A 22,149-nucleotide genomic window follows, 5' to 3' on the forward strand; every position below is an offset into this window, starting at 1 on the left:
CGTTCAGATCGTATCGACAAAACCACCGAACTGACCGCGTTTGAAAATCAGGCCCTGACCAGTCCGGTACATCGCGGTTTCGACGCGGCCCACCAAGATCAGGTGATCGCCCGCTTCGTGCAGGTCATGCAGATGGCAATCAAACCGCGCCAGGCAGCCGTCCAGTTGAGGGCGACCGGCAGGATCCGCGCGCCAGTCTGCATGCGAGAAATCAAAGCCGTTTCGGGCAAACTTCAAAGCCTGATCCTGCTGCTCCTGCGCCATGACGTGGATCGAATAGTCCGTGCATGCGCTGAAGGCGTCAAAGCGGTTGGAATCCTTGGCAAGGCACCACAGAACCAGCGGGGGATCCAGCGACACCGAGGAAAAGGAATTCACGGTAATCGCGCGCGGCCCTTCGGCCGTGTTGGTCGTGATGACCGTCACACCTGTGCCGAAACAGCCCAACGCCTGTCGAAAGGCGTTGCTGTGATCCGGGCCAGGGGTGAAGGTTCTATCCGTCATTGCGCGCTCGTGTTTCAGACGCGCATCAGGTGCCATGAGCGGTCGGGTTTGTCCATGGAAAGGTGAAAATGGCGTGAATATTTACGCGTCAGTTCAGATCTTCCAGCAATCGCCCATGTTTGCGTGTTTCGACCAGAACATCGCCAAATGTCACCATCCCGCGTGCCCGGAGCATGGGCAGCATCTTGACCAGAGCCTCGGCCGTCGCGACGGCGTCGCCCAATGCCGTATGGCGCAGCGCCTCCGGGATTGTGATGTCCAGTCGCTCGCATAGTGCATCCAGGGTGTGTGTGTCGCTGGCACCGAACAGCACAGCCGACAGCAGGACCGTGTCCAAAATCAGGTGGTTCCATTCCACACCCATGCGTTTCTCATGCCGGCGCATAAACGCCATATCGAACGGAGCGTTGTGGGCCACAATGACCGCATCATGAGCGAACTGATGAAAAACGCGCCCAGCCTGGGCAATGTCCGGAGCCCCCTGGACCATGTGGTCGCTGACCTTGTGCACCTTGGTCGAAGCCGGAGGGATCGGAATTCCGGGGTTGACCAGCAAATCCAGATGCTCACCTTCGACGATCCGGCCCTTGACCACCCGGACTGCGCCGATCTGCACAACTTCATCCTTGTGCGGCAGCAGGCCCGTCGTCTCGGTATCGAACACCACGAAACACAGGTCGGTCAGGGCGCGATGTTCGAATTCTACATCGGTGGCTCCGTCCAACAGATCGAAATTGTAAACCAGCGGGCGGGCGGCCTCGGGCGGGATATTGGCGGCGCTGTCGTCGAAGATCAGCATGTAGCCGGGCGCATGGCCCAGGGGTTTCATACGCGCGGCATAGCTTTGGTTGCCATCAATGCTGGTCAGCGTACATGCGACCTCGAGCCCGGTCTTGCACATCTTCTCATACGCCGCTGTCAGCGGGTTCGGCTGCAGATACTCGAAAAGAGAGGCGTTCAGCCTAGGATGGGAAATCTGGGCCAAAACCTCGGCGGCCTGCGCGTCGTAGAGAACGATTTTATGGGTCGGACCAGCCAGCAACATTGCCACCGGAATTTCCGTCAACAGCGCCGTAAGCTTCCGCTTTTCAGCCGCGAGATGAGCAGTTTCCGCAGCGACGGCTTCGGCGATATCAAGGGTCTTGTCAGTGAGCCGATCCGCAAGCCCTGCCGCTGCCGGGGCCAGATCCCCCAAATACCGAGCGGCCTGAAGGTCAAGGTCGCTGCTAACACCGGCATGCGCACGGGCGCGCAGTTCAGCCGACAAGCGCTCGATCGGTTTCGCGACATTGTCGTCAAACAACAGCCAGACTCCGACACTTAGCGCCAAAAGGCCAAAGGCGATAAGAATACCGGCAAAAACAAACGCATTGGCCAGGTCCGGGTTGCCCGTTCGTGCGTATCCGACCCACAGGGCTGCAATGCAGACGGTCAATCCGCCAAGTGCCAGCAGACAGAAGAACAGGAATACTCTCAGGCGCAGGCTCAGCCGGGTCAGCATGATCAGACCTCGCAGGTGGCTTCTATGACCGGGTCTCCGGAACCCGCCGCGATCCAGGTGGCATTCAGCAGCCGTCCGTCATCGGCGAATTCTGCACCATCTGCCAGGTTAGCGCGGCTGTTTTCGGCGCAATTGACTGCAACGGGCAGTTTCGAAACCGGGGCCCAGCGACCGAAGAAGTATAAATCCACCAGGCGTTGCTCGGGAACCTGCGCGTTGGTGCGTACCGATACGGTATCGATCGCGGCAAAACGATCCACGAAGGGCACGGCATAGGTCCAAGGTCGATAGAAGGCGCGGCTTTCGACCTCCTGCACGATCTCCATTCCTTCAGGCAAGGTTTCAAGCTGGCGCCCATACCACGAATATTCGCTGGCGATGGTCACTCCGATCATCCCGGCACCGGCGGCAACCGGCGCGGTCCAGCGGGGCAGACGGCCACCGGAAAGCTTGTTCAACAGCATTGCGATGCCTGCAAAAGCAAAACCTGCAAAAACCGTACCGATCAATTCAAGAAACATGGCTAACCTTTCTGACCCAGGCGCGTCTCGCCTCTACTTCTTGTTCCAAATACGGTCGCCGAAAGCGATCCCATGGCGTTCGTCAAACTACACTTAACCCAACATGCCCTTGCCGTGGCCTACCGCCGACTGCATCGTTTTTACCACGACAAAGGCATCGCGCAGATGACTTCGCTCAAAGTCGGACAAATCCGACGGGGGCAGGTAATTGTCGGGTTCTTTCGCAGCCTTGATCTGCCGAACCTGATGTTCAAGCCGGGTTTCGGCAATCAGATCGTAGGCGTCCAGAAGATCCCGCGCGCCAGCGGGGCTCAGCACGCCGCCGGCCTCGGCGGCTTTCAGGCGTGCACGTGTGTTGGCTTCGGTGAATTGCCCCTGCAGACTGTAAATCCGCGCCAGATCCACCACAGGCACGACTCCGTTGTGTTTCAGATCCAGCGTGTTTCGATGCTCGCCCGAACGGATCGTCGCAAAGCCGCGGAGCAGGCCCAATGGCGGCGTGTGCTTGAGCGAGTTGGAAATCATGTGGGCGACAAAGATTGAATTTGCGCTGGCCGCGCCGAGCGTATCTGCCTGAAGATTCGAGAACAGCTCGAACGCGCCGCCGATGGGGCGCAGGTCGAACATAACCGAGGCCAACATCTGTGCCTCGGGGTTGGGTTTGGCGATCCAGCCCTTGAAATAGTCGCGCCAGACGCGGACCGGCTGACACCAGCGCGGGTTGGTGGCCATCATGTCGCCGGGGCAATAGAAATACCCGCAGGTGTCCAGCCCGTCCGAAACAAATTTGGCCAGATCAGCAAAATAGGGCATCTGGGCGTCCGTCACCTTATCGTCCAGCATCAGGCAGTTGTCCTGATCTGAAACACCTGTCTGTTCCTGCCGCCCTTGCGAACCGCACGCCAGCCACAGATAGGGAACTGGCGGTGGTCCAAATTTGTCTTCGGCCAATACCAGCAAGCGCCGGGTGGCAGTATCGGCAATGTCGGTGATCAGACGGGTCACGATCTCGTGCCGGTTCCCTCCGGCCACCAACTGCACCAGCAACTGAGGGATTTCGGCTGTCACCAGCGCCATCTCCTCGGCGGATTGGGCGCGGGCGATCCGACGCACGAGTTCGGCGGAATTGACGGCCTGATAGTGGGTCAGGTCCGTTTGCGTGACGATGCCGACAAGACGTCCGCCTTCAGAAATGGGAATGTGGCCGATGCCGCGCTCCATCATCACATGCAGAACGTCCGAGCCGATATCCGAGGGCGAAAGTGTGACCGGATTTACTGTCATGATCGACGATACCGGCGTTGTTGCGGACATTCCGTCTGCCACGAACTTGCTTGCGATGTCCCTCAGCGTAGCAATGCCCAGAAGGGTCCCGCCTTCGGTTACGCAAAGCGACGAGATATGCCTTTCTCGCATCAACTGCGCCGCCTTCTGAACCGGGGTGGAAGGTGGGCAAGTCGCAGGATCGCGTGCCATCAACACGTCAATAGCGGTGGTTGCCAGACTTTGCGGAGTGGAGCGGTTGCCCCGGGTTCGGTTGAAGAATCTCGAGACCACATCATGATCGTCGATCAGTTGGCGCACCAGAGCGGGCGGCAGCAGAATCAGAACAGACGGCGTGTCCGCGCGCGCATGCGTTGCTGCCTTGCCGTCTTTCAGTAGCCCCCGCTCGCCAAAGGAGTTGCGTAGACCAAGGTGGGATACGACCGCTCCGTTTTCATCCGTGATTTCGACCTGTCCTTCGTAGATCACGAAAACACCAGGCAGGGGGGCGCCCAACGCGTAAACCGGGCTATTCGCTTCGACCTCGTGAACCTCAATCTGCCGGGCAACGGCGTTCAGCGTATCCGAGGGCAGGGCGTCATAGGGGTGGACGGATTTCAGAAACCGGGTGATCTCATCATGGGACAGGGGCATAGGGTCGTCCTTGGCTTCTGAATGAAAAGCCCCGCCCGGTGGGATGCCGGGCGGGTACAGTGGATCGAAAGATGTGGTCAGCCATGGAGGGTACCGACCACATCAGGCTCATTTGTTCTGAGCTGCGCCCGCACCACGGGGAATGCGCACGCTTTCGACCAATTCGACGATCTCCGGCGGAGTCTCTTTGGTCATACCGGCGACGACGTAGGCAACGCCGAAGTTGATCATTGCACCAATAGCACCGAACGAAGTCGACTTGATCGGACCCAGAAGCGGGTCAGCATCGGTAAACGAGTTGGTGTCCGGAATGAACAGCCAGCCCTTGTGCAGGAAGATGTAGACCAAGGTCACGGTCAGACCTGCCAGCATACCAGCAACTGCGCCAGTGTTGTTGATGCGGGTCGAGAAGATCCCCATCATCAGTGCCGGGAAGATCGAGGCCGCCGCCAGACCGAAGGCAAGTGCCACGGTTTGCGCCGCAAAGCCCGGCGGGTTCAGACCCAGATAGGTTGCAACGACGATGGCCACGGCCATGGCGATACGCGCGGCCAACAGTTCTCCTTTTTCAGAGATCTGCGGGTTGATCGCACCTTTGACAAGGTCGTGGGACACCGCCGACGAGATCGCCAGCAACAGACCCGCAGCGGTCGACAGGGCAGCCGCAAGACCACCGGCCGCGACCAGACCGATCACCCAACCCGGCAGGTTGGCGATTTCGGGGTTGGCCAGAACCAGGATGTCGCGGTTGAACTTGGTCAGTTCGTTACCAACCCAGCCTTTTTCTTCCGCAATGGCCTGCATGTCGGCATTCGCGTCATTGTAGTACTGGATCTTGCCGTCGCCGTTCTTGTCTTCCCAGTCCAGCAGACCGGTTTTCTGCCATGTCTGCATCCAGTCGTAACGTGGATCGGTGTCGATGTCTTCAACCGAAACAGCGCCACCTTCGATGCCACCGTTGGGCCACATCATGTCGGTGATGTTCAGTCGCGCCATTGCGCCAACCGCAGGGGCAGTCAGGTACAGCAGAGCGATGAAGACCAGCGTCCAGCCAGCCGACCAGCGGGCGTCAGACACTTTCGGCACGGTGAAGAAGCGCATGATCACGTGCGGCAGACCGGCGGTGCCGATCATCAGCGACAGTGTAAACAGTACCATGTTCAGCGTGTTCGAGTGGTGGGCGGTATATTCGTTGAAGCCCAACTCGGTCACGATCGCGTCCAGCTTGCTCAGCAGAGGCTCTCCGCCTGCGGTGTCGCCAAACAGACCCAGCGCCGGGATTGGAGTGCCGGTCAACTGCAGCGAGATAAAGATCGCCGGGATCGTGTAGGCGGTGATCAGCACGCAGTACTGAGCGACCTGAGTGTAGGTCACACCTTTCATCCCACCGAAAACCGCGTAGGCAAACACGACACAGGCACCGATCAGCAGACCGGATGTGTTCGACACTTCAAGGAAGCGGCCGAAGGCCACGCCAACGCCGGTCATCTGGCCGATAACATAGGTCACCGAAGCCACGATCAGACAGATCACCGCAACGATACGGGCGGTCTGGCTGTAGAAGCGGTCACCGATGAATTCCGATACGGTGAACTTGCCGAACTTGCGCAGGTAAGGTGCAAGCAGCAGTGCCAACAGCACGTAGCCACCGGTCCAACCCATCAGGAAGGTCGAGTTGTCATAGCCGGTAAAGGCAATCAGGCCCGCCATCGAGATGAACGAGGCCGCGGACATCCAGTCTGCCGCTGTCGCCATACCGTTGGTGACCGGGTGAACGCCGCGACCGGCGGCGTAGAATTCGGATGTGGATCCCGCACGGGCCCAGATCGCGATGCCGATGTACAGCGCGAACGACGCGCCGACAAACAGCAGGTTGATGGTAAACTGGTCCATGGGGGTTACTCCTCATCCACGCCGTATTCGGCGTCCAGCTTGTTCATGCGCCAGGCGTAGTTGAAGATCAGCACCAGAAAGACCAGAATTGATCCCTGCTGAGCGAACCAAAAGCCCAAATCGGTGCCGCCAACAGCGATACCCGACAGCAGCGGACGCAGCAGAATGCCGAATCCGAAAGACACCAGCGCCCAGATCACGAGGCTGATGTAGATGAGGCGCAGGTTGGCCTGCCAATAGCCCTTATCGGCCTCGGCAGCCTGCGCGGAGTTTGTAGATTGATCCGCCATCGCGGGTTCCTCCTTCGCTTCGTCGTTGAGCGGCCCCTTGCCCAACTCCTCCAGTGCGTTGGGCCGCCTCTCGAATGCGCCGAACGCCGGGTGGCGTTTGGCAAAACTCCTCCGGTCCGCCAAGGCGGGTCCATTGAAGTATTCTTTTGTTGGATCAGAGCCCCAAATTGGGCTTAACTTATCCCCTTAACTCATCGCGTCGCCGACGATCTGTTCCAGATCACTGGCGATGTCTTCGATCCGGCCCATAGCGTTGGTCCGTTTCAAAACCTCATGACTGTCGTAGTAGTCGATCAGCGGAGCGGTCTGCGCATGGTAGGCTTCCAGCCGGGACGCAACGGTTACCGCATTATCATCTGCGCGGCGCTTGAACTCCGTGTGACCGCATTTGTCACATTTTCCTTCGACCGCCGGTTTCTTGAACTGATCGTGGTACCCCTCACCGCAGCCAGCACAGGTATAGCGGCCCGAGATGCGGGTGATCATCTCGGCATCCTCCACCTCAAGGCTGATCGCGGCGCTGATCTTCTGACCGTTTTCGGCCAACAGTCCATCCAACGCTTCGGCCTGAACAGTAGTCCGCGGGAATCCGTCCAGAATGACACCCTTGGCGCAATCCGGTTCCGCCATCCGGTCGCGCAGGATGGCTATGACGATCTCGTCACTGACAAGATCGCCGGCTTCCATCACGGCCTTCGCGGCCTTGCCCGCTTCGGTTCCGGCAGCAACGGCGGCCCGAAGCAGATCGCCGGTGCTCAGTTGAACCAGCCCGAACTTTTCTTCAAGCATGCGGGCCTGTGTGCCCTTCCCGGCGCCCGGAGGGCCAAGAAGGATCAGAACGGCGGGTGTGGTGATCGTGGCAGCGTCCATCACATCCTCACTTGTTCGCACGGTTTTCGATCAGGTCTTCGACGACCGACGGATCAGCCAGTGTCGAAGTATCACCCAAGCTGCCAAAGTCGTTTTCGGCAATCTTGCGCAGGATACGGCGCATGATCTTGCCCGAGCGTGTCTTGGGCAGGCCAGGCGCCCACTGGATCACATCCGGGCTGGCGATCGGGCCGATTTCGGTCCGCACCCAGGTGCGCAGTTCTTTCAGCAGTTCGTCGCTGGGCTCACGATCATTCATCAGGGTGACGTAGCAATAGATGCCTTGCCCCTTGATTTCATGGGGGTAGCCAACGACAGCGGCTTCGGCGACGGCGGCATGCGCGACCAGTGCGCTTTCCACCTCGGCCGTGCCCATACGGTGCCCGGATACGTTGATCACATCGTCAACGCGACCAGTGATCCAGTAATCGCCATCTTCATCACGGCGGCAGCCGTCACCAGTGAAGTAATAGCCCTTGTAGTCCGAGAAATAGGTCTTTTCGAACCGCTCGTGATCGCCCCAGACGGTGCGCATCTGGCCCGGCCAGCTGTCCTTGATGCACAGAACGCCTTCGACCCCATTGCCCTCAATCTCAACACCGGATTGCGGGTCCAGAACCACCGGCACAATGCCGAAGAACGGTTTCATGGCCGAGCCGGGTTTCATCGCGTGTGCGCCGGGCAGGGGGGTCATCAAGTGACCGCCGGTTTCGGTTTGCCACCAGGTATCAACGATGGGGCATTTCCCTTTGCCGACAACTTCGTTGTACCAGTTCCAGGCTTCGGGGTTGATGGGCTCGCCCACTGTGCCCAGAACGCGCAGGTCGCTCAGGTCGCATTTGTCGACGAATTCATTGCCTTGTCCCATCAGGGCACGGATTGCGGTCGGCGCGGTGTAGAACTGGTTCACCTTGTGCTTTTCGCAGACCTGCCAGAACCGCGAGGCGTCCGGAAATGTCGGCACACCCTCGAACATCAGCGTGGTCGCGCCGTTGGCCAGTGGGCCGTAGACGATATAGCTGTGGCCCGTGACCCAACCCACATCTGCGGTGCACCAGTACACGTCACCATCGTGATAATCGAAAGTGATCTCATGCGTCATGGCTGCATAGACCAGATAGCCGCCGGTGGTATGCACCACGCCTTTGGGCTGACCGGTTGAGCCAGAGGTATAAAGGATGAACAGCGGGTCTTCCGCGCTCATCTCGGCGGGCGCGCAGTAGTCATCCGCCTCAAGCGCCATTTCGTTGTAGTCGTGGTCACGCCCATCCACCCATGTGGTTTGGCCACCGGTCCGCTTGACCACCAGACATTTCACGGTGTCCTTGCAGTGCAGCAAAGCCGCATCGGCATTCGATTTCAGTGGCGTCTTGCGGCCACCGCGCGGGGCTTCGTCGGCAGTGATCAGGACCTTGGCGTCGCAGCCATTGACCCGCGCTGCCAGGGCGTCCGGGGAAAAACCTGCGAAAACAATCGAATGGATCGCCCCAATCCGGGCGCAGGCCAGCATGGCATAGGCGGCTTCGGGGATCATCGGCAGATAGATCACGACCCGGTCGCCCTTGCGCACGCCCATTGATTCCAGAATGTTGGCCATCCGGCAGGTGCGGCGGTGCAACTCGGCATAGGTGATGTGCTGCGCTGCGTCGTTTGGATCATCCGGCTCCCAAATGATCGCGGTTTGATCGCCGCGTGTCGCCAGGTGACGGTCCAGACAGTTTGCCGAAACATTCAGCGTGCCATCGGCATACCAGTTGATCTTCACCGAGCCAAAGCTGTAGTCCACATCCTTGACCTGAGTATAAGGCTTGATCCAGTCGACGCGCTTGCCCTGTTCATCCCAGAAGACATCAGGATCACTGACAGAGGCTGCATACATTGCCGCGTATTTGTCAGCATCGATATGCGCACGGGACACGATTTCTGCGGATGGCGGATATGTTTTGGCATCTGCCTGGGCAGCGGTTGTCATACTGAGGCTCCTCCCTCTAGGACTGGATATTTATGAACCGATCTTGCCCGTCAAACAGGCAATGTCGACCCGTTTCCTCCCGATTGCGAATATACGGGGTTCTGAAAACAAATAAATAAATTGCCGTAGTTCCACGATTTGTTTGTAAACAAATTTCGTTATCTGGTTAAAAAGTGTAAAGAAATACGAAAAGTATAAAAAAAATGTAAAAATAACAATGCCTACCGTGTAACTGTTTTCGAACTGCAGTTTTCCGGAATTTCCCGGATGCCTTTTGGATTCCCAATTCTTCTTTCGATTGTACCGGCAGGTCGCGCCCTGAAGGCGGCAACTCATAAGCGTCTGCGGGGTTGGCACATCCGGATGTTGGCGCTAGCTTTATGTCCAAGCGCTCTGACCAAGGGGCGCATCACAGGGAGAGATCACTATGAACAGGATGTTAAGCGCCGCCGCCGTCGCGGCCATTGGCGTGGCCTTTGCAGGCGAAGCCGTTGCGACCGAATGGAACGCCTCGGTCTGGGGCAAGCGCCGCGCATTTACAGAGCATGTTGAAAAGCTGTCCGAACTGGTTGCCGAAAAGACCGGCGGCGAGTTCACGATCAACGTCAGCTATGGCGGTTTGTCAAAACCCAGGGAAAACCTGGACGGGATCGAGATCGGCGCATTTGAAATGGCGCAGTTCTGTGCGGGCTATCATCGGGACAAGAACCGGGCGATCACCGTTCTCGAACTTCCGTTTCTGGGCGTGAACAATCTGGACGAGGAAGTGGCGGTCAGCCACGCGGTTTATGACCACCCGGCCGTCAAAGAAGAAATGGCGCAGTGGAACGCCCGGATCATCATGACGTCGCCCATGCCGCAGTATAACCTTGTCGGCACGGGCGAGCCGCGCGACACCCTTGCCGCTTTTGATGGAATGCGCGTGCGCGCGACCGGTGGGTTGGGCAAAGCGTTTGAAGCCGTAGGGGGCGTGCCAACATCAGTGCCCGCCACCGAAGCGTTCAACGCGATGGAATCCGGCGTTGTCGATACTGTGGCATTTGCCCAGCACGCACACCTGTCCTTCGGCACCATCAACGAAGCCGACTGGTGGACGGCCAACCTGAACCCTGGCACCGTAAACTGCCCGGTCGTGGTGAACATCGACGCCTATGAGGCGCTTCCGGCAGAGCATCGCGAGGCACTGGACAGTTCGATTGACGAGGCGATCGATCATTATCTGGCCAATTACGGGGCCCTGCTTGAAAAGTGGGACGGTGTTCTTGAGGAAAAAGGCGTTCAGAAAGTCATGATTGACGACGCCGTCCTTCAGGAGTTCCGCGCCAAGGCGGCCGATCCGATCCGCGAACAGTGGATTGCCGACATGACCGATCAGGGTCTGCCTGCGCAGGACCTGTACGATCTTGTTCAGTCGACACTGCAGCAGCAACGCGGCGGAAACTGATGTTATGAACCGGATGCCATCGGGCGTCCGGTTCTCTTCAACGACAAGGAAAAAGCAGGATGGCGGGACAGGCCACCGTGCTGGAGGATGGCAGTCGTCTCAGCCGTCTGGACCAGCATCTTCTTCGGGCAGAAAGACTGCTGGCCCTGATCAGCGGTCTGGCGGTTTTCTCACTGATGGTTCTTGCCGTTGTATCGGTGAGCGGCCGGAATGCGCTTAACGCACCATTGCCGGGCTATGTCGACTGGATTGAACAGGCGATGCCGCTGATCGCATTCCTGGGCGTTTCCTACGTGCAGCGAGATGGCGGGCATATTCGCATGGACATCGTCATCGCGCGTCTTCGCGGCCGGGCGCTTTGGTTCTTCGAGACGATTTCCGTCGTCTTGATCCTTGTCTTGATGATGGCCCTTGTCTGGGGCAGCTGGTCCCATTTCGAGCGGTCGTTTGATTTTGCCGCGCCGATGTGGAGCAGGGACAGTTCCATCGACATTGGTATCCCTCTGTGGCCGGCCAAACTGTTGGCTCCGGTGGCGTTCTCCGTTCTGTGCCTGCGTCTTGTTCTGCAGATCTGGGGCTATGGGCGCGCGTTTGTTCTGGGGCTGGATCACCCGGTCGCTGTGCCTCTTATCCAGGACGCGGCCGCGCAGGCCGCCGCCGAGGCCGATCAGTTCGAAGGACAAGGCTGACTCATGGACACGATTGATATCGGATTGTGGGTCACAGGCGGCCTGTTGTTTTTGGTGGTCACAGGAATGCGCGTCGCCTTTGCGGCGGGGCTGGCAGGTCTTGTTGGGCTGGTATGGATTTTCTGGGCCAAGTTCGGATATGACCCCGATCGCTTTGGCAAGGCGCTGACGGTGGCAGTGAAAACGGCCGGACAGGTGCCGCATTCCAAGGTGGCCTCGCACACGCTCAGCCTGATCCCGACATTCATACTCATCGGCTATCTGGCCTACTATGCCGGGCTGACCCGCGCCTTGTTCGAGGCGGCAAAACGCTGGATTGCCTGGGTTCCGGGTGGTTTGGCGGTGTCGACCGTATTCGCCACCGCAGGCTTTGCCGCCGTTTCGGGCGCGTCCGTCGCCACGTCTGCCGTTTTCGCCCGTGTTGCAATCCCCGAGATGCTGGAGGTCGGGTACAACAAGCGATTTGCAGCAGGCGTTGTCGCCGCCGGCGGGACATTGGCTTCCTTGATCCCACCGTCCGCCATCCTTGTGATCTATGCGATCATCGTCGAGCAGGATGTTGGCAAGCTTTTGCTGGCCGGGTTTATTCCCGGCGCGTTCTCGGCGGTCATTTATGGGGGCCTGATTGTCGGTATCGCCGTTGTGTTCAAATCAGTCGGCCCGCCGGTAACAGGCTTTACCTGGAAGCAGCGTTTCGCATCGCTGCCCGGGGCAATGCCAATCGTCGCGGTGATCCTGATCATTATCTGTTTTGTCTACAACCCATTTGGCGAAAAAGCCTGGGGCACGCCGACCGAGGGTGGGGCAATCGGAGCCTTTATCGTGTTCTGCTTTGCCCTTTATCACGGCATGCGCTGGGGTGAATTGAAGTCGGCGCTGCTGGAAACCGCCAAGCTGACGGCGATGATTTTTTCGATCATCTGGGGCGTTCTGATCTACGTCCGTTTTCTGGGTTTCGCCGATCTACCCGGAGCGTTCTCCGACTGGATCACGTCGCTTGAAATGTCGCCCATGCTGATCCTGATCTGCATCCTGTTGGCCTATGCCGTGCTTGGCATGTTCATGGACGCGATCGGCATGCTGTTGTTGACATTGCCTGTTGTATACCCTGCGGTAATGGCACTGAACGGCGGCGAAGCTGTCAGCGCTGCCGAGAGTGCTTTTGGAATGTCCGGCCCGATGTGTGCGATCTGGTTTGGAATTCTGGTGGTCAAAATGGCCGAATTTTGCCTGATCACGCCGCCAATCGGGCTGAATTGCTTTGTTGTGGCTGGAGTGCGTCCGGATCTTAGTGTTCAGGATGTCTTCAAAGGCGTGACACCGTTCTTTGTGGCCGACGCCGTTACCATCGCCCTGCTCGTGGCCTTTCCGGGTATCGTACTCTATCTGCCGTCCCTGGCTGGTTGACCTGGGTTTTTGCGAGGCTCTGCCTCGCGCTCCGGGATATTTTTGGCCAGATGAAGTAACGGATCTTTAATCAAATTGTCGGATACGGGATTGGCGGTACAGGCAGGGATGCCGATGACCGCGCCAGGTGAAGCTCTCCGGACCAATGGTCGGAGAGCGGATCCCTTGTTCATCTGGCCAACAATATCCCGGGGGAGTCGCTCGAAGGGCGGCGGGGGCAGCGCCCCCTTGACCATTGAAACCCCCAGCTGGTTTCAGGTTTCGGCGCGCATCAACATGCCATAGAGGTCACGTGGATCGTCGGGGTCCGCCAGCATGTCCAACGGCTCGAAGAAGTCTGTCTCTTCGATGGCGCGTTTGATGTAACGAAGGGCAGAAAAATCCTCGATCGCAAAACCGACACTGTCGAATAGTGTAATCGCCCGTTCATCCGTGCGCCCCTTGGCCTGGCCTGTCATCACCTGCCAGATTTCAGTCACGGGGTGGTCTGAGTCCAGGGCCTGAATTTCGCCTTCGATCCGCGTTTGCTCGGGGTATTCAACAAATATTTCCGAACGCAGCAGGATATCCTTGTGCAACTCGGTCTTGCCCGGGCAATCACCGCCGATTGCGTTTATGTGAACGCCGGGACCGACCATGTTGTCCGTCAGAATGGTGGCGTATTTCTTGTCAGCTGTACAAGTGGTGATGATCTGGGCGCCTTCGATGGCGTCTTCTGCCGTTTTGCAGGAAACAACAGTCAGACCCTTGCCTTGCAGGTTTGCCGCGCATTTGGCCGTTGCATTCGTGTCGGTGTCATACAGCCGTACAGTGTCGATGCCGCACATTGCCTTAAACGCCAGGCACTGGAACTCGGATTGAGCGCCATTGCCGATCATGGCCATCGTCGTTGCGGATTTCGGTGCCAGATAGCTGCCGACCAAGGCAGAGGTTGCTGCTGTTCTCAGGGCCGTCAGCATGGTCATTTCAGTCAAGAGGGTGGGATAGCCCGTGTAAACATCCGCCAGCAACCCGAACGCGGTCACGGTCTGCAGACCCTCGGACGTGTTTTTTGGATGCCCGTTCACATACTTGAAACCGTATGCCTCACCATCCGAAGTTGGCATCAATTCAATCACGCCATGGGGGGAATGGGCGGGGATTCGGGGCGTTTTGTCGAAGCTTTCCCATCGCTTGAAGTCAGATTCGATCTGCGCGGCAATCTGCGTGATCATCTTTTCAAGGCCGACATGATGGACGAGGCGCATCATGTTGTCGACAGAAACAAAGGGCACAAGCGCCTTGTCAGAAGGTTGCATCAGGATCTCCTATCGGCGGGACAGGTGAATGCCTGCGATCATGCAGCGCACGGATCCACCCGCTGTTTCAATTGTGGGAACCGAAAGCGGCAGTGGTTTTGCACTGGCTTCGATTATGGAAATCTGTTCGGGCGTCAGCGCTTCCAGCGCCCGGCTGGACAAAGCCAGGACCAGACCGTCTTGGCCAGCCAGCTCAATGGCGTTGCCCGCGAATTCCGCGATCTGATCGTGGGTCAGGTCGATGACTGCACGACCGGTTTCCTCCAGCCTGGCTTTGACTGTCGCGCGTCGCTCGGGGTCGGTGATCATGTCCAGGCAGATCAGTGCGTATTCGGTGCCGATACCCATCAGAACGTTGGTGTGATAGACATCGCGCCCCAGGGCATCTTTCGCTTCGAAAACAATAGGCTCATAGTTGAAGTGAGTACAGAACCGTTCCAGCAGAACGGGGTCGGCGCGGTTTGATTTTACCGTGTAAGCCACCCGACCAATGTGATCCAGGACCATCGCGCCGGTGCCTTCCAGCGCCAGCTTGTCCTGTTCCAGTCCGGAATAGTCGATCACGTCCTGAACCCGGTATTCCTGTTTCAGCATCTCGATGACGTCGGAACGACGTTCGCGCCGCCTGGAAGGAACGTACATCGGATAGATCGCGACATGCCCACCGGGATGGGTCGAAAACCAGTTGTTCGGGAACACACTGTCGGGTGTGTCCAGTTCTCCGTGATCGTCAAAGACGTGAACCCTGACACCTGCGGCCCGCAGTTGCGCGACTGCCTGATCATGTTCATCGCGCGCCGTAGATGAGGTTGCGGTCGCCGAACGGCTGGCAAGTGTCTGGAACGCATTGTCCCCGTGCGTTTCCGGGTTCGAGGCAAATGCATGCGGCCGGATCATCACGACGGCCGAAGGGGCTTGCAGCGACTGCATCAGAAACTCCGGGTGGGGCGGTCGAATATGCGGCGACCGAGTAACGAGGCGGCCAGATCGACCATCAGTTTTGCGGTTCGGCCGCGTTCATCCAGAAACGGGTTCAACTCTACCAGATCCAGCGAGCGTACGAGGCCGCTTTCATGCAGTAGTTCCATCACCAGATGCGCTTCCCGTTCGGTCGCGCCGCCGGGAACGGTGGTGCCCACGGCAGGTGCGATGGCGGGGTCAAGAAAGTCGACGTCCAGCGAGACGTGCAGGATACCGTTTTCTGCGCGGACGCGGTCCAGAAAGGCCATCAGCGGTGCTTTGATGCCATTTTCGTCAATGCTGCGCATATCGGCCAGCATGGCGCGGTCCTGTTCCAGCGCGGCCCGTTCCGCGGGATCGACCGAGCGCAGGCCGATCATGCCGACGCGGTTGGTGGGCACAGGTGCCGTGAGCGGCGGAAAAGCGTCAAACCCGTGGCGACCGGTGAAATAGGCGACCGGGGTGCCGTGCAAATTGCCGCTGCCGGTGCTGTCGGGCGTGTGAAAGTCGCTATGCGCATCCAGCCACAGAACAAAGAGGGGCCGTCCGATGCTGTGAGCGTGGGTTGCCATTCCTGCGACCGTACCCATCGACAGCGCGTGATCACCCCCCATGAAGATGGGCAAGCCTTGGCGGGCGCTTTCTTGCGCCGCACGGCTCAGCGCCTGGGTCCAACCGACACATTCGGGCAAGGCGAACAGGTGAGGATGCTCGGCGGATTGGACGTCGTCAGGGCGGACATCACCGAGGTCCGATACGCTGTGGCCCAGATCCATCAGGGCCTTCTGCAAACCCGCGACGCGATAGGCATCAGGACCCATGCGGCATCCCTGCCGACGTTTTCCGGCGTCCATTGGGGCGCCGACAAGTATTATGTTTTCATTAGCCATGTGTTTGTCTAACCTTTCAACACGGCATCCCGGAAGATAGCAAAGTGCTCAAAAAGAAACCCGGATAAACATACTGGTAAGCGACGATGGACGATTTGGATAGCAGGCTGCTGAACGCATTGCACCGGGATGCGCGCGCCTCGCTGTCGGAGCTGGCGCAGATTCTGGGCGTGACGCGAACAACCGTCCGCAGTCGACTGCATCGTTTGAAACAGTCCGGAGAGATCGTCGGCTTTACCGTTCTGACGCGGCGCGATGTTGCGCAAAGCCCGGTTCGAGGACTAATGATGTTGGAAATCGAAGGCCGGGGAACCGAGCGGACCATGGCAAGGATCGCCGCCATGCGGCAGGTTAGAGCGGTTCATACGACCAATGGCAGCTGGGACCTGATTGCCGAGATCGGGGCCGAAACGCTGGCGGAACTGGACGAGGTTCTGTTTCAGATCCGGCGGATGGAAGGGATCACGCGGTCCGAAACCAACCTGCTGCTTTCAACGCGGAAGGGGCGCGTCTGACAGGGTGGAGGACTTGCTGCCTGTAGCGCTTTGAATGGTAAGGAAATTGTGCCAAACTCCGCCTGGGCGGTCGGGCAGGCTTTAGCGGCTTTAGTTCCGTATACGCGATTGGTTTGAAGCAGGGAATGTCGTGATGACCGTACAGGAAACAAGTGACGATTCCCGGGTTTTGCGGATGGCCGAGAAGGCTGCGGCCATGCTGGAAAGACCCTGGGTTCGTATCGCGGTTCCGATCCTTATCACGCTCATTGCGTTGACCGTCCTGCACGAGTTGTCTTCGCATGTGAAATGGTCCGACGTTCAGACCGATATTGCGGGTACGTCCTGGAAGCTCATGTTTTTCGCGCTGTGCTGGACCGCATTCAGTTTTCTGTCGCTGTCCTTTTACGATGTGTTTGCGGTTAAAAGCTTGGCGGAAGACAAGGTTCCGCTGCCGGTCGCCGGAATGGCCGGGGCCAGTGGCTATGCTGTGTCAAACTGTCTGGGGTTTTCCTACATCACGGGAACCGCGATCCGGTATCGGATCTATGCGTCGCTTGGGCTGGATCTGGCCCGTGTGGCCGGGGTTATCGCGACCTCGTGGGTGGCCTTCTGGATGGGTATGGTCCTGATCCTTGGCATCTTGCTGACGTTGCATCCGGACGGGATATCTCAGGTTCTTCCGATCAGTGAAACGACCGAAACCGTAATCGGCCTGTGCCTGCTGGCCGGGTTGGCGGCTCTGTTTGTCTGGCTTGCCAGCGGCGGGCGCCGTCTGGCGTATGGTGGGTTTGGATTCAACCTGCCCGGAGGAAAGCTGGCCAGCCTTTTGACGCTGGCGGCAGTAGGGGATCTTTTTGGCGCATCAATGACACTGTATGTTTTGATGCCGAACGATCTGGGCGTCGGGTTTCCCTATTTCTTTGCCATCTACGTGGCGGCAATTGCCGTCGGTATCCTCAGCCACGCACCCGGCGGGATCGGTGTGTTCGAGGCTACACTGATCGCGGGTCTCGGCGCCTCTGGCCGATCGGATGTGATCGCAGCCTTGTTGCTGTATCGCGTGGTTTACACGTTTCTGCCCTTCGTCATCGCCAGCCTGTCCATTGCAGTGGCCTATGCGCTGACACAGCGCGACAGGATTGGCGGAGCAGCCAGCTGGGTCTATCGCGCTTTTCGCCCGATTGTTCCAATGGTTGCAGCTGGCGTTTCTGCAGTGGCGGGCGTTGTATTGCTGGTGTCCGGCGCGCTGCCGTCCAATTCCCAAAGCCTTGGCGCGTTACGCGAGGTATTGCCGCTTTCGTTCGTCGAAGCCTCGCATCTGGCGGGCAGTGTGGTTGGGGTTCTGCTGATCCTCGTATCACGCGGCTTGTTCCGTAAGCTCTATCGCGCCTGGGTCGTCGCGATGGTTCTTATGGTGGCCGGGTTCATCGCTTCGCTCACCCGCGGCCTGGATATCCATGAAGCGCTGAGTATGGTGGTGACCATTGCCGTTCTTGCCGTGTTTCGCGGCGCGTTTTATCGGGTCAGCGGCGCGTCGGTCTTCCGTCTGAATATTCCATGGCTGGTCAGTGTGCTGGCACTGATGGCGGTGATTTTTTGGATCGGTTTGTTCGCGTATTCGCACGTTGAGTATCAAAACGCCCTGTGGTGGGAGTTCGCCTGGAACGGCGATGCCTCGCGTTTTCTCAGGTCCAGTCTGGTGGTTGCGGTTATCCTTGGGGTGGTGGCTGTAAATTCCCTGTTCGGGCGCGAAATCCCGGTTCCTGTGCGAACCGAAATACCGGAGGCGGTGGAACGGCTTGCGTTGCAAAGCGAAGACACCGAAGCCCAGATTTCATTGACTGGCGACAAGCAGTTCCTGATTTCGCCGGATGAAACCGCGTTTCTTGCCTATGCCGACACCGGAAACGCGCTGATCACCAAGGGAGAGCCTGTGGGCGATGAGACCGCGGGTCAGCAGCTGATCTGGCAACTGCGCGAACGGGCGGACCGCGAGGGCAAGCTGTGTGCTTTCTACAGTGTTTCGACCAAATACCTGCCAACCTTTCTGGATCTGGGCCTTTCGATCCTGAAAATCGGCGAAGTCGCGCGGGTTCCGCTGCAAGGGTTTTCGCTGGACGGCAAGTCACGCAAACGGTTTCGGCAGGCCAAGAACAGGGCCATACGTGATGGCTATGTGTTCGAGATCATTCCGAAGGAAGACCTGAAACCGGTCTTGCCGGAATTGCGTGAAATCTCGGATCACTGGCTGGCCGGTAAGGCAGGCGAAGAGAAGGGCTTTGCCTTGGGAGGTTTCGACGACGATTACCTTTCGTATTTCGATCACGCCGTTTTGCGCAATGTCGAGACGGGCAGGATCGTGGCCTTCGCCAATCTGTTTCAGGGCGGGAACAAGTCTGAACTGTCGTTGGACCTGATGCGTTACGAGCCTGACAGCGCCAGTTTTGTCATGGATGCGCTGTTTGCCGAGATGATGGTGTGGGGGTCCGAGCAGGGGTTCCACTGGTTTTCGCTCGGGGCTGCGCCGTTCTCAGGGATCGAGAACCGGCAACTGGCTTCGCTCTGGAACCGGATCGGGGGGTTTGTTTACGAACACGGCGAGCAGTTCTATCACTTCGAAGGCCTGCGCGCGTTCAAACAGAAATTCGACCCCGAGTGGAGCCCGAACTATCTGGCAAGCCCCGGCGGTCTGGCGGCGCCACGCATCCTCTACGAGGTGAATATCCTGATCTCTGGCGGGTTGCGGGGGCTGACAAAATAGAACCTAGTTCAGGCTGACACCGGTCGGGGTCTTTTCCAGCAGATCACCCCAGTCGGTGCGGTATGCCATTTCGGCCAGAACGGTACCGGGCAAGAACTCCTGATTCTGCCGGATCTGCCATCCACCGCCCAAACCTTTGTAAATGGCGACTAGATTGCTGGACACTTGTTGACGTGCGCTGATCAGGTTGGCTTGCGACCGCAACAGGGCGGTTTGCGTGTTTAAAATCCGCGAATAGCTGGCGATGCCATCACGGTATTGGCTGATTGCAATCTCGGCGGCCCGGCGCGAGGCCGTAACGCTGTTCTGATAGAATTCGACCTGCTTGCGGGCCTGCGCATAGGCGACCATGGCGCTTTCAACTTCGGAATAGGCAGTCAGGACCGTGTTCTGATAGTTGGCGATCAGGGCCTGATAGGCGGCGTCCTGCGCCCGCACGTTGTTCTTGATCCGACCATAGTTGAGTACGTTCCAGACAACACCCGCGCTGGCCAGCCCGGTGGTGCTGTTGGCGTTGAACAGGTCGCGTCCGCCCGATGCCTGCAGACCGATTGAACCCGAAAGGATGAACTGCGGATAAAGGTCGGCCATCGCAATCCCGACCTGCGCGGATTGCGTTGCCGCTGCCAGTTCAGCGGCCCGCACATCCGGGCGACGGCGCAACAATTCGGCAGGAACACCGACCGCGACATTGGACCTTGCCGAGGGGATTCGGCCAGAATTTCCAAGCAGGCTGGTCAAGCGTGATGGCGGTTGCCCCAGCAAGACGGCCAACGCATTCTTGGCTTGCTGCAAGTCGCTTTGCAGTTCAGGAACCAGCGCTTTTGTATTGTTCAGCAAGGCGGTGGATTCCTGCACATCCAACTCGGTCGTGACGCCGTTGTTGAACCGCAGCTGCGTCAGATCCGCAGATTCCTGCTGAAGTCGGATATTCTCCTGTGCAACGACCAGGGATTCCTGCAGGGCGCGGATATTGACGTAAAGGGCGGCAACATCACCCGTCAGCGTCACAAGGGCATCGTCATAGTTGGCGACCTGCAACGCCAGATTGGACCGTGCAGCCTGAACGCCGCGCCGCTGCGCGCCCCAGACATCCAGTTCCCATTGCGCGTCGAACCCTACCTGCGAAGTCGAGAACTCCGTGTCCAGCGGGATGATGCGGTTGATATCGGACACTGGATTGAGGTTGTCGCTGATCTGCCGCCTTTCAAGCGAGGCACCGACTGCCTGCGATTGCGGATAAAGCTCACCAAACGCGATGCCCAACTGCGCGCGCGCCTGCAGCACACGCGCCCCGGCCACCTGCAAGGTCAGGTTTTGCGCGTAGGCCTCGGCGATCAGTCTGTTCAGGGTGGGGTCGTTGAAAGTTTCCCACCATTTTACCACGGGCGCGCTGCGCGAGGTCAGTCCGCTTTGCCCCGTGTTGGGATTGTTCACTTCGATCCATTGTTTGACGACCGGAGAGTTCGGGCGCACAAAGTCCGGGCCAACCGGAGTGCAGGCTGCAAAGGTCACGACACAAAGCGCGCTGCCCATCAATCTGCGGAAGGTTCTGGCCCGTATCATGATGCGCGTCCTCAAATATCCAGCGGTCGGATGAAGTTGGCGAAGGAATAAAGGCGGATGTTGATGCGCCTGAGAAACTCGAAGCTCTTGCCCTGACCGGTATAAATCGCCACTGCCGCGTGACCGCCCGCAGGGAAGGTGTGCCCCTCAGGGATATCGACCGAAATCTGTACGGCGATCCGTCCGGGCAATTTGGGCAGTTCAAAGCCCGGCAGGCGGCCTGAAGGCAGGTATTGACCTTGCCGGGTGGCCCACCAGATCTCCTCGACCTTGCCGGTCAGGATTTCGCCGGGATACAGGTCCAGCGCCACCTCAACCGGCTGACCGGGTTCGACGAATTTCAGGTTCTGCTGACGGTAGGTGGCCAGGACATAGGGATTGTCCTTGGTTACAAAACTGGCGATGGCGCCCAGGCGGATATCCCCGACAACCAGGCCGGGCCGGGCCTGCTGAGAAACGATCATGCCGTCTTCGGGCGCGTAGATCGTCGTGTTATCAAGGAAGTACTTTGCTTCGTCCAACTGCGACTGGGCCTGCAGGATACCGGTATTAACGCCATCGATCTGCGAAGCTTGCGCAAGTTTTGCTTTTTCAAGATTGGCTTCGGCTTCGTGCACCTGTGCCTGATCCTCAGTGACCTGCTCGTTCCATCGGTCAAGCTCATCCTGACGGGCGCCGCCCGCAGGAACAAGATTCTCGTATCGGGCCTGTTGCGTCTTCGCGTAGGCCAATTGCGCATTTGCACGCTCAATTGCCTCGGACGCGGCTATGACATCCTGTTCAAGAATTTTCGCATTTTGTTCAGCGGCAACAAGCTGGGCTGTCGCGTTGTCCACCGCAAGCGAGAACACCGTATCGTCAAAACGATAAAGCGGGTCGCCCTTTTTGATCTCGGTGTTGGGTTCAACCAGAACCTCGGTCAACACCGTTGGTTGCGTCAAACGGGGAACGATCTGGATAGTTGACCTGACAACATGACTGTCGATCGAGAATGGCTGAAAAAACCGCAAGGCGACCAGAAAGATCAGCAGCAAATGGGCGCCAACCCAGAACGAGACGACGCCCCAGACGATATTGAATTTCAGCCATTGCGCCTTGAAGAAAATGAACCAGACGAAAATGATGTAAAACAGCGTGATGCCAAGGGCGACGAACATGTGTTTTGACTT

18 protein-coding genes are annotated in these 22,149 nt (G+C 58.5%); 5 read left to right on the forward strand and 13 right to left on the reverse strand.

The window, feature by feature from the left end; genetic code table 11:
- Window positions 1-3 precede the first annotated feature (3 nt).
- The 8 genes from ACR3EQ_RS03235 to acs form a co-directional block, all read right to left on the reverse strand.
- Window positions 4-504 (reverse strand): flavin reductase family protein, encoded by a 501-nt coding sequence (locus tag ACR3EQ_RS03235; RefSeq protein WP_480489703.1) that lies wholly within the window; start codon window positions 502-504, stop codon window positions 4-6.
- Window positions 505-592: 88 nt separating this feature from the next.
- Complete coding sequence (locus tag ACR3EQ_RS03240) at window positions 593-2,005, reverse strand: exonuclease domain-containing protein (protein ID WP_170676717.1); 1,413 nt, start codon at window positions 2,003-2,005, stop codon at window positions 593-595.
- Window positions 2,006-2,007: 2 nt separating this feature from the next.
- A complete protein-coding gene (locus ACR3EQ_RS03245) occupies window positions 2,008-2,526 on the reverse strand; it encodes a hypothetical protein (protein ID WP_170616212.1) in 519 nt (172 codons plus the stop codon).
- A gap of 93 nt (window positions 2,527-2,619) precedes the next feature.
- Window positions 2,620-4,443 carry a DUF294 nucleotidyltransferase-like domain-containing protein gene (locus ACR3EQ_RS03250; protein WP_480489704.1) on the reverse strand — a complete coding sequence of 608 codons (1,824 nt, stop codon included), beginning with the start codon at window positions 4,441-4,443 and terminating at the stop codon, window positions 2,620-2,622.
- 108 nt (window positions 4,444-4,551) lie between these two features.
- The gene (locus ACR3EQ_RS03255) at window positions 4,552-6,336 is read right to left on the reverse strand and encodes a sodium:solute symporter family protein (protein WP_170616216.1); all 1,785 of its coding nucleotides are present in this window, start codon (window positions 6,334-6,336) and stop codon (window positions 4,552-4,554) included.
- Window positions 6,337-6,341: 5 nt separating this feature from the next.
- A complete protein-coding gene (locus tag ACR3EQ_RS03260; RefSeq protein WP_170348424.1) occupies window positions 6,342-6,626 on the reverse strand; it encodes a DUF4212 domain-containing protein in 285 nt (94 codons plus the stop codon).
- 186 nt (window positions 6,627-6,812) lie between these two features.
- On the reverse strand, window positions 6,813-7,496 hold the full coding sequence (locus ACR3EQ_RS03265) for an adenylate kinase (protein WP_170616221.1): 684 nt from the start codon (window positions 7,494-7,496) through the stop codon (window positions 6,813-6,815).
- 7 nt (window positions 7,497-7,503) lie between these two features.
- A complete protein-coding gene (acs, locus tag ACR3EQ_RS03270; protein WP_170616223.1) occupies window positions 7,504-9,468 on the reverse strand; it encodes an acetate--CoA ligase in 1,965 nt (654 codons plus the stop codon).
- Window positions 9,469-9,895: 427 nt separating this feature from the next.
- On the opposite strand from acs, the gene ACR3EQ_RS03275 reads away from it, so the two are divergent.
- Genes ACR3EQ_RS03275 through ACR3EQ_RS03285 form a run of 3 tightly spaced genes read left to right on the forward strand, consistent with a single transcriptional unit; the run spans window position 9,896 to window position 13,008 of the window.
- Window positions 9,896-10,912 carry a C4-dicarboxylate TRAP transporter substrate-binding protein gene (locus ACR3EQ_RS03275; RefSeq protein WP_170616225.1) on the forward strand — a complete coding sequence of 339 codons (1,017 nt, stop codon included), beginning with the start codon at window positions 9,896-9,898 and terminating at the stop codon, window positions 10,910-10,912.
- A 59-nt stretch (window positions 10,913-10,971) separates the two neighbouring features.
- A complete protein-coding gene (locus ACR3EQ_RS03280; RefSeq protein ID WP_170616227.1) occupies window positions 10,972-11,601 on the forward strand; it encodes a TRAP transporter small permease in 630 nt (209 codons plus the stop codon).
- 3 nt (window positions 11,602-11,604) lie between these two features.
- Window positions 11,605-13,008, forward strand: coding sequence for a TRAP transporter large permease (locus ACR3EQ_RS03285; protein WP_170616230.1), 1,404 nt, complete (start codon window positions 11,605-11,607; stop codon window positions 13,006-13,008).
- 254 nt (window positions 13,009-13,262) lie between these two features.
- Here the strand turns inward: ACR3EQ_RS03285 and ACR3EQ_RS03290 are convergent, their stop codons facing one another.
- From ACR3EQ_RS03290 to rocF, 3 genes are read right to left on the reverse strand one after another with little or no spacing between them, the layout of a single operon-like run.
- Window positions 13,263-14,309, reverse strand: coding sequence for an ornithine cyclodeaminase (locus tag ACR3EQ_RS03290; RefSeq protein WP_170616383.1), 1,047 nt, complete (start codon window positions 14,307-14,309; stop codon window positions 13,263-13,265).
- Window positions 14,310-14,315: 6 nt separating this feature from the next.
- Window positions 14,316-15,236: a citrulline utilization hydrolase CtlX gene (gene ctlX, locus ACR3EQ_RS03295; RefSeq protein WP_170616232.1), complete on the reverse strand. Its 921-nt coding sequence runs from the start codon at window positions 15,234-15,236 to the stop codon at window positions 14,316-14,318.
- Window positions 15,236-16,156 (reverse strand): arginase, encoded by a 921-nt coding sequence (rocF, locus tag ACR3EQ_RS03300; protein WP_170616235.1) that lies wholly within the window; start codon window positions 16,154-16,156, stop codon window positions 15,236-15,238. Before rocF ends, ctlX begins: the two co-directional genes overlap by 1 nt.
- Before the next feature lie 86 nt (window positions 16,157-16,242).
- Here rocF and ACR3EQ_RS03305 point away from each other — a divergent pair, with 86 nt between their 5' ends.
- Complete coding sequence (locus ACR3EQ_RS03305; protein WP_170616238.1) at window positions 16,243-16,671, forward strand: Lrp/AsnC family transcriptional regulator; 429 nt, start codon at window positions 16,243-16,245, stop codon at window positions 16,669-16,671.
- Between the two features lie 133 nt (window positions 16,672-16,804).
- Window positions 16,805-19,414 carry a bifunctional lysylphosphatidylglycerol flippase/synthetase MprF gene (mprF, locus tag ACR3EQ_RS03310; protein WP_480489705.1) on the forward strand — a complete coding sequence of 870 codons (2,610 nt, stop codon included), beginning with the start codon at window positions 16,805-16,807 and terminating at the stop codon, window positions 19,412-19,414.
- Window positions 19,415-19,417: 3 nt separating this feature from the next.
- Here the strand turns inward: mprF and ACR3EQ_RS03315 are convergent, their stop codons facing one another.
- Together ACR3EQ_RS03315 and ACR3EQ_RS03320 are read right to left on the reverse strand one after the other, a co-directional pair.
- Window positions 19,418-20,980, reverse strand: a complete 1,563-nt coding sequence (locus ACR3EQ_RS03315; protein ID WP_480489706.1) for an efflux transporter outer membrane subunit — start codon at window positions 20,978-20,980, stop codon at window positions 19,418-19,420.
- Between the two features lie 11 nt (window positions 20,981-20,991).
- Window positions 20,992-22,137, reverse strand: a complete 1,146-nt coding sequence (locus ACR3EQ_RS03320; RefSeq protein WP_480489707.1) for an HlyD family secretion protein — start codon at window positions 22,135-22,137, stop codon at window positions 20,992-20,994.
- Between the last annotated feature and the right edge of the window lie 12 nt (window positions 22,138-22,149).

It is taken from the genome of Ruegeria sp. AN11, assembly GCF_056536005.1.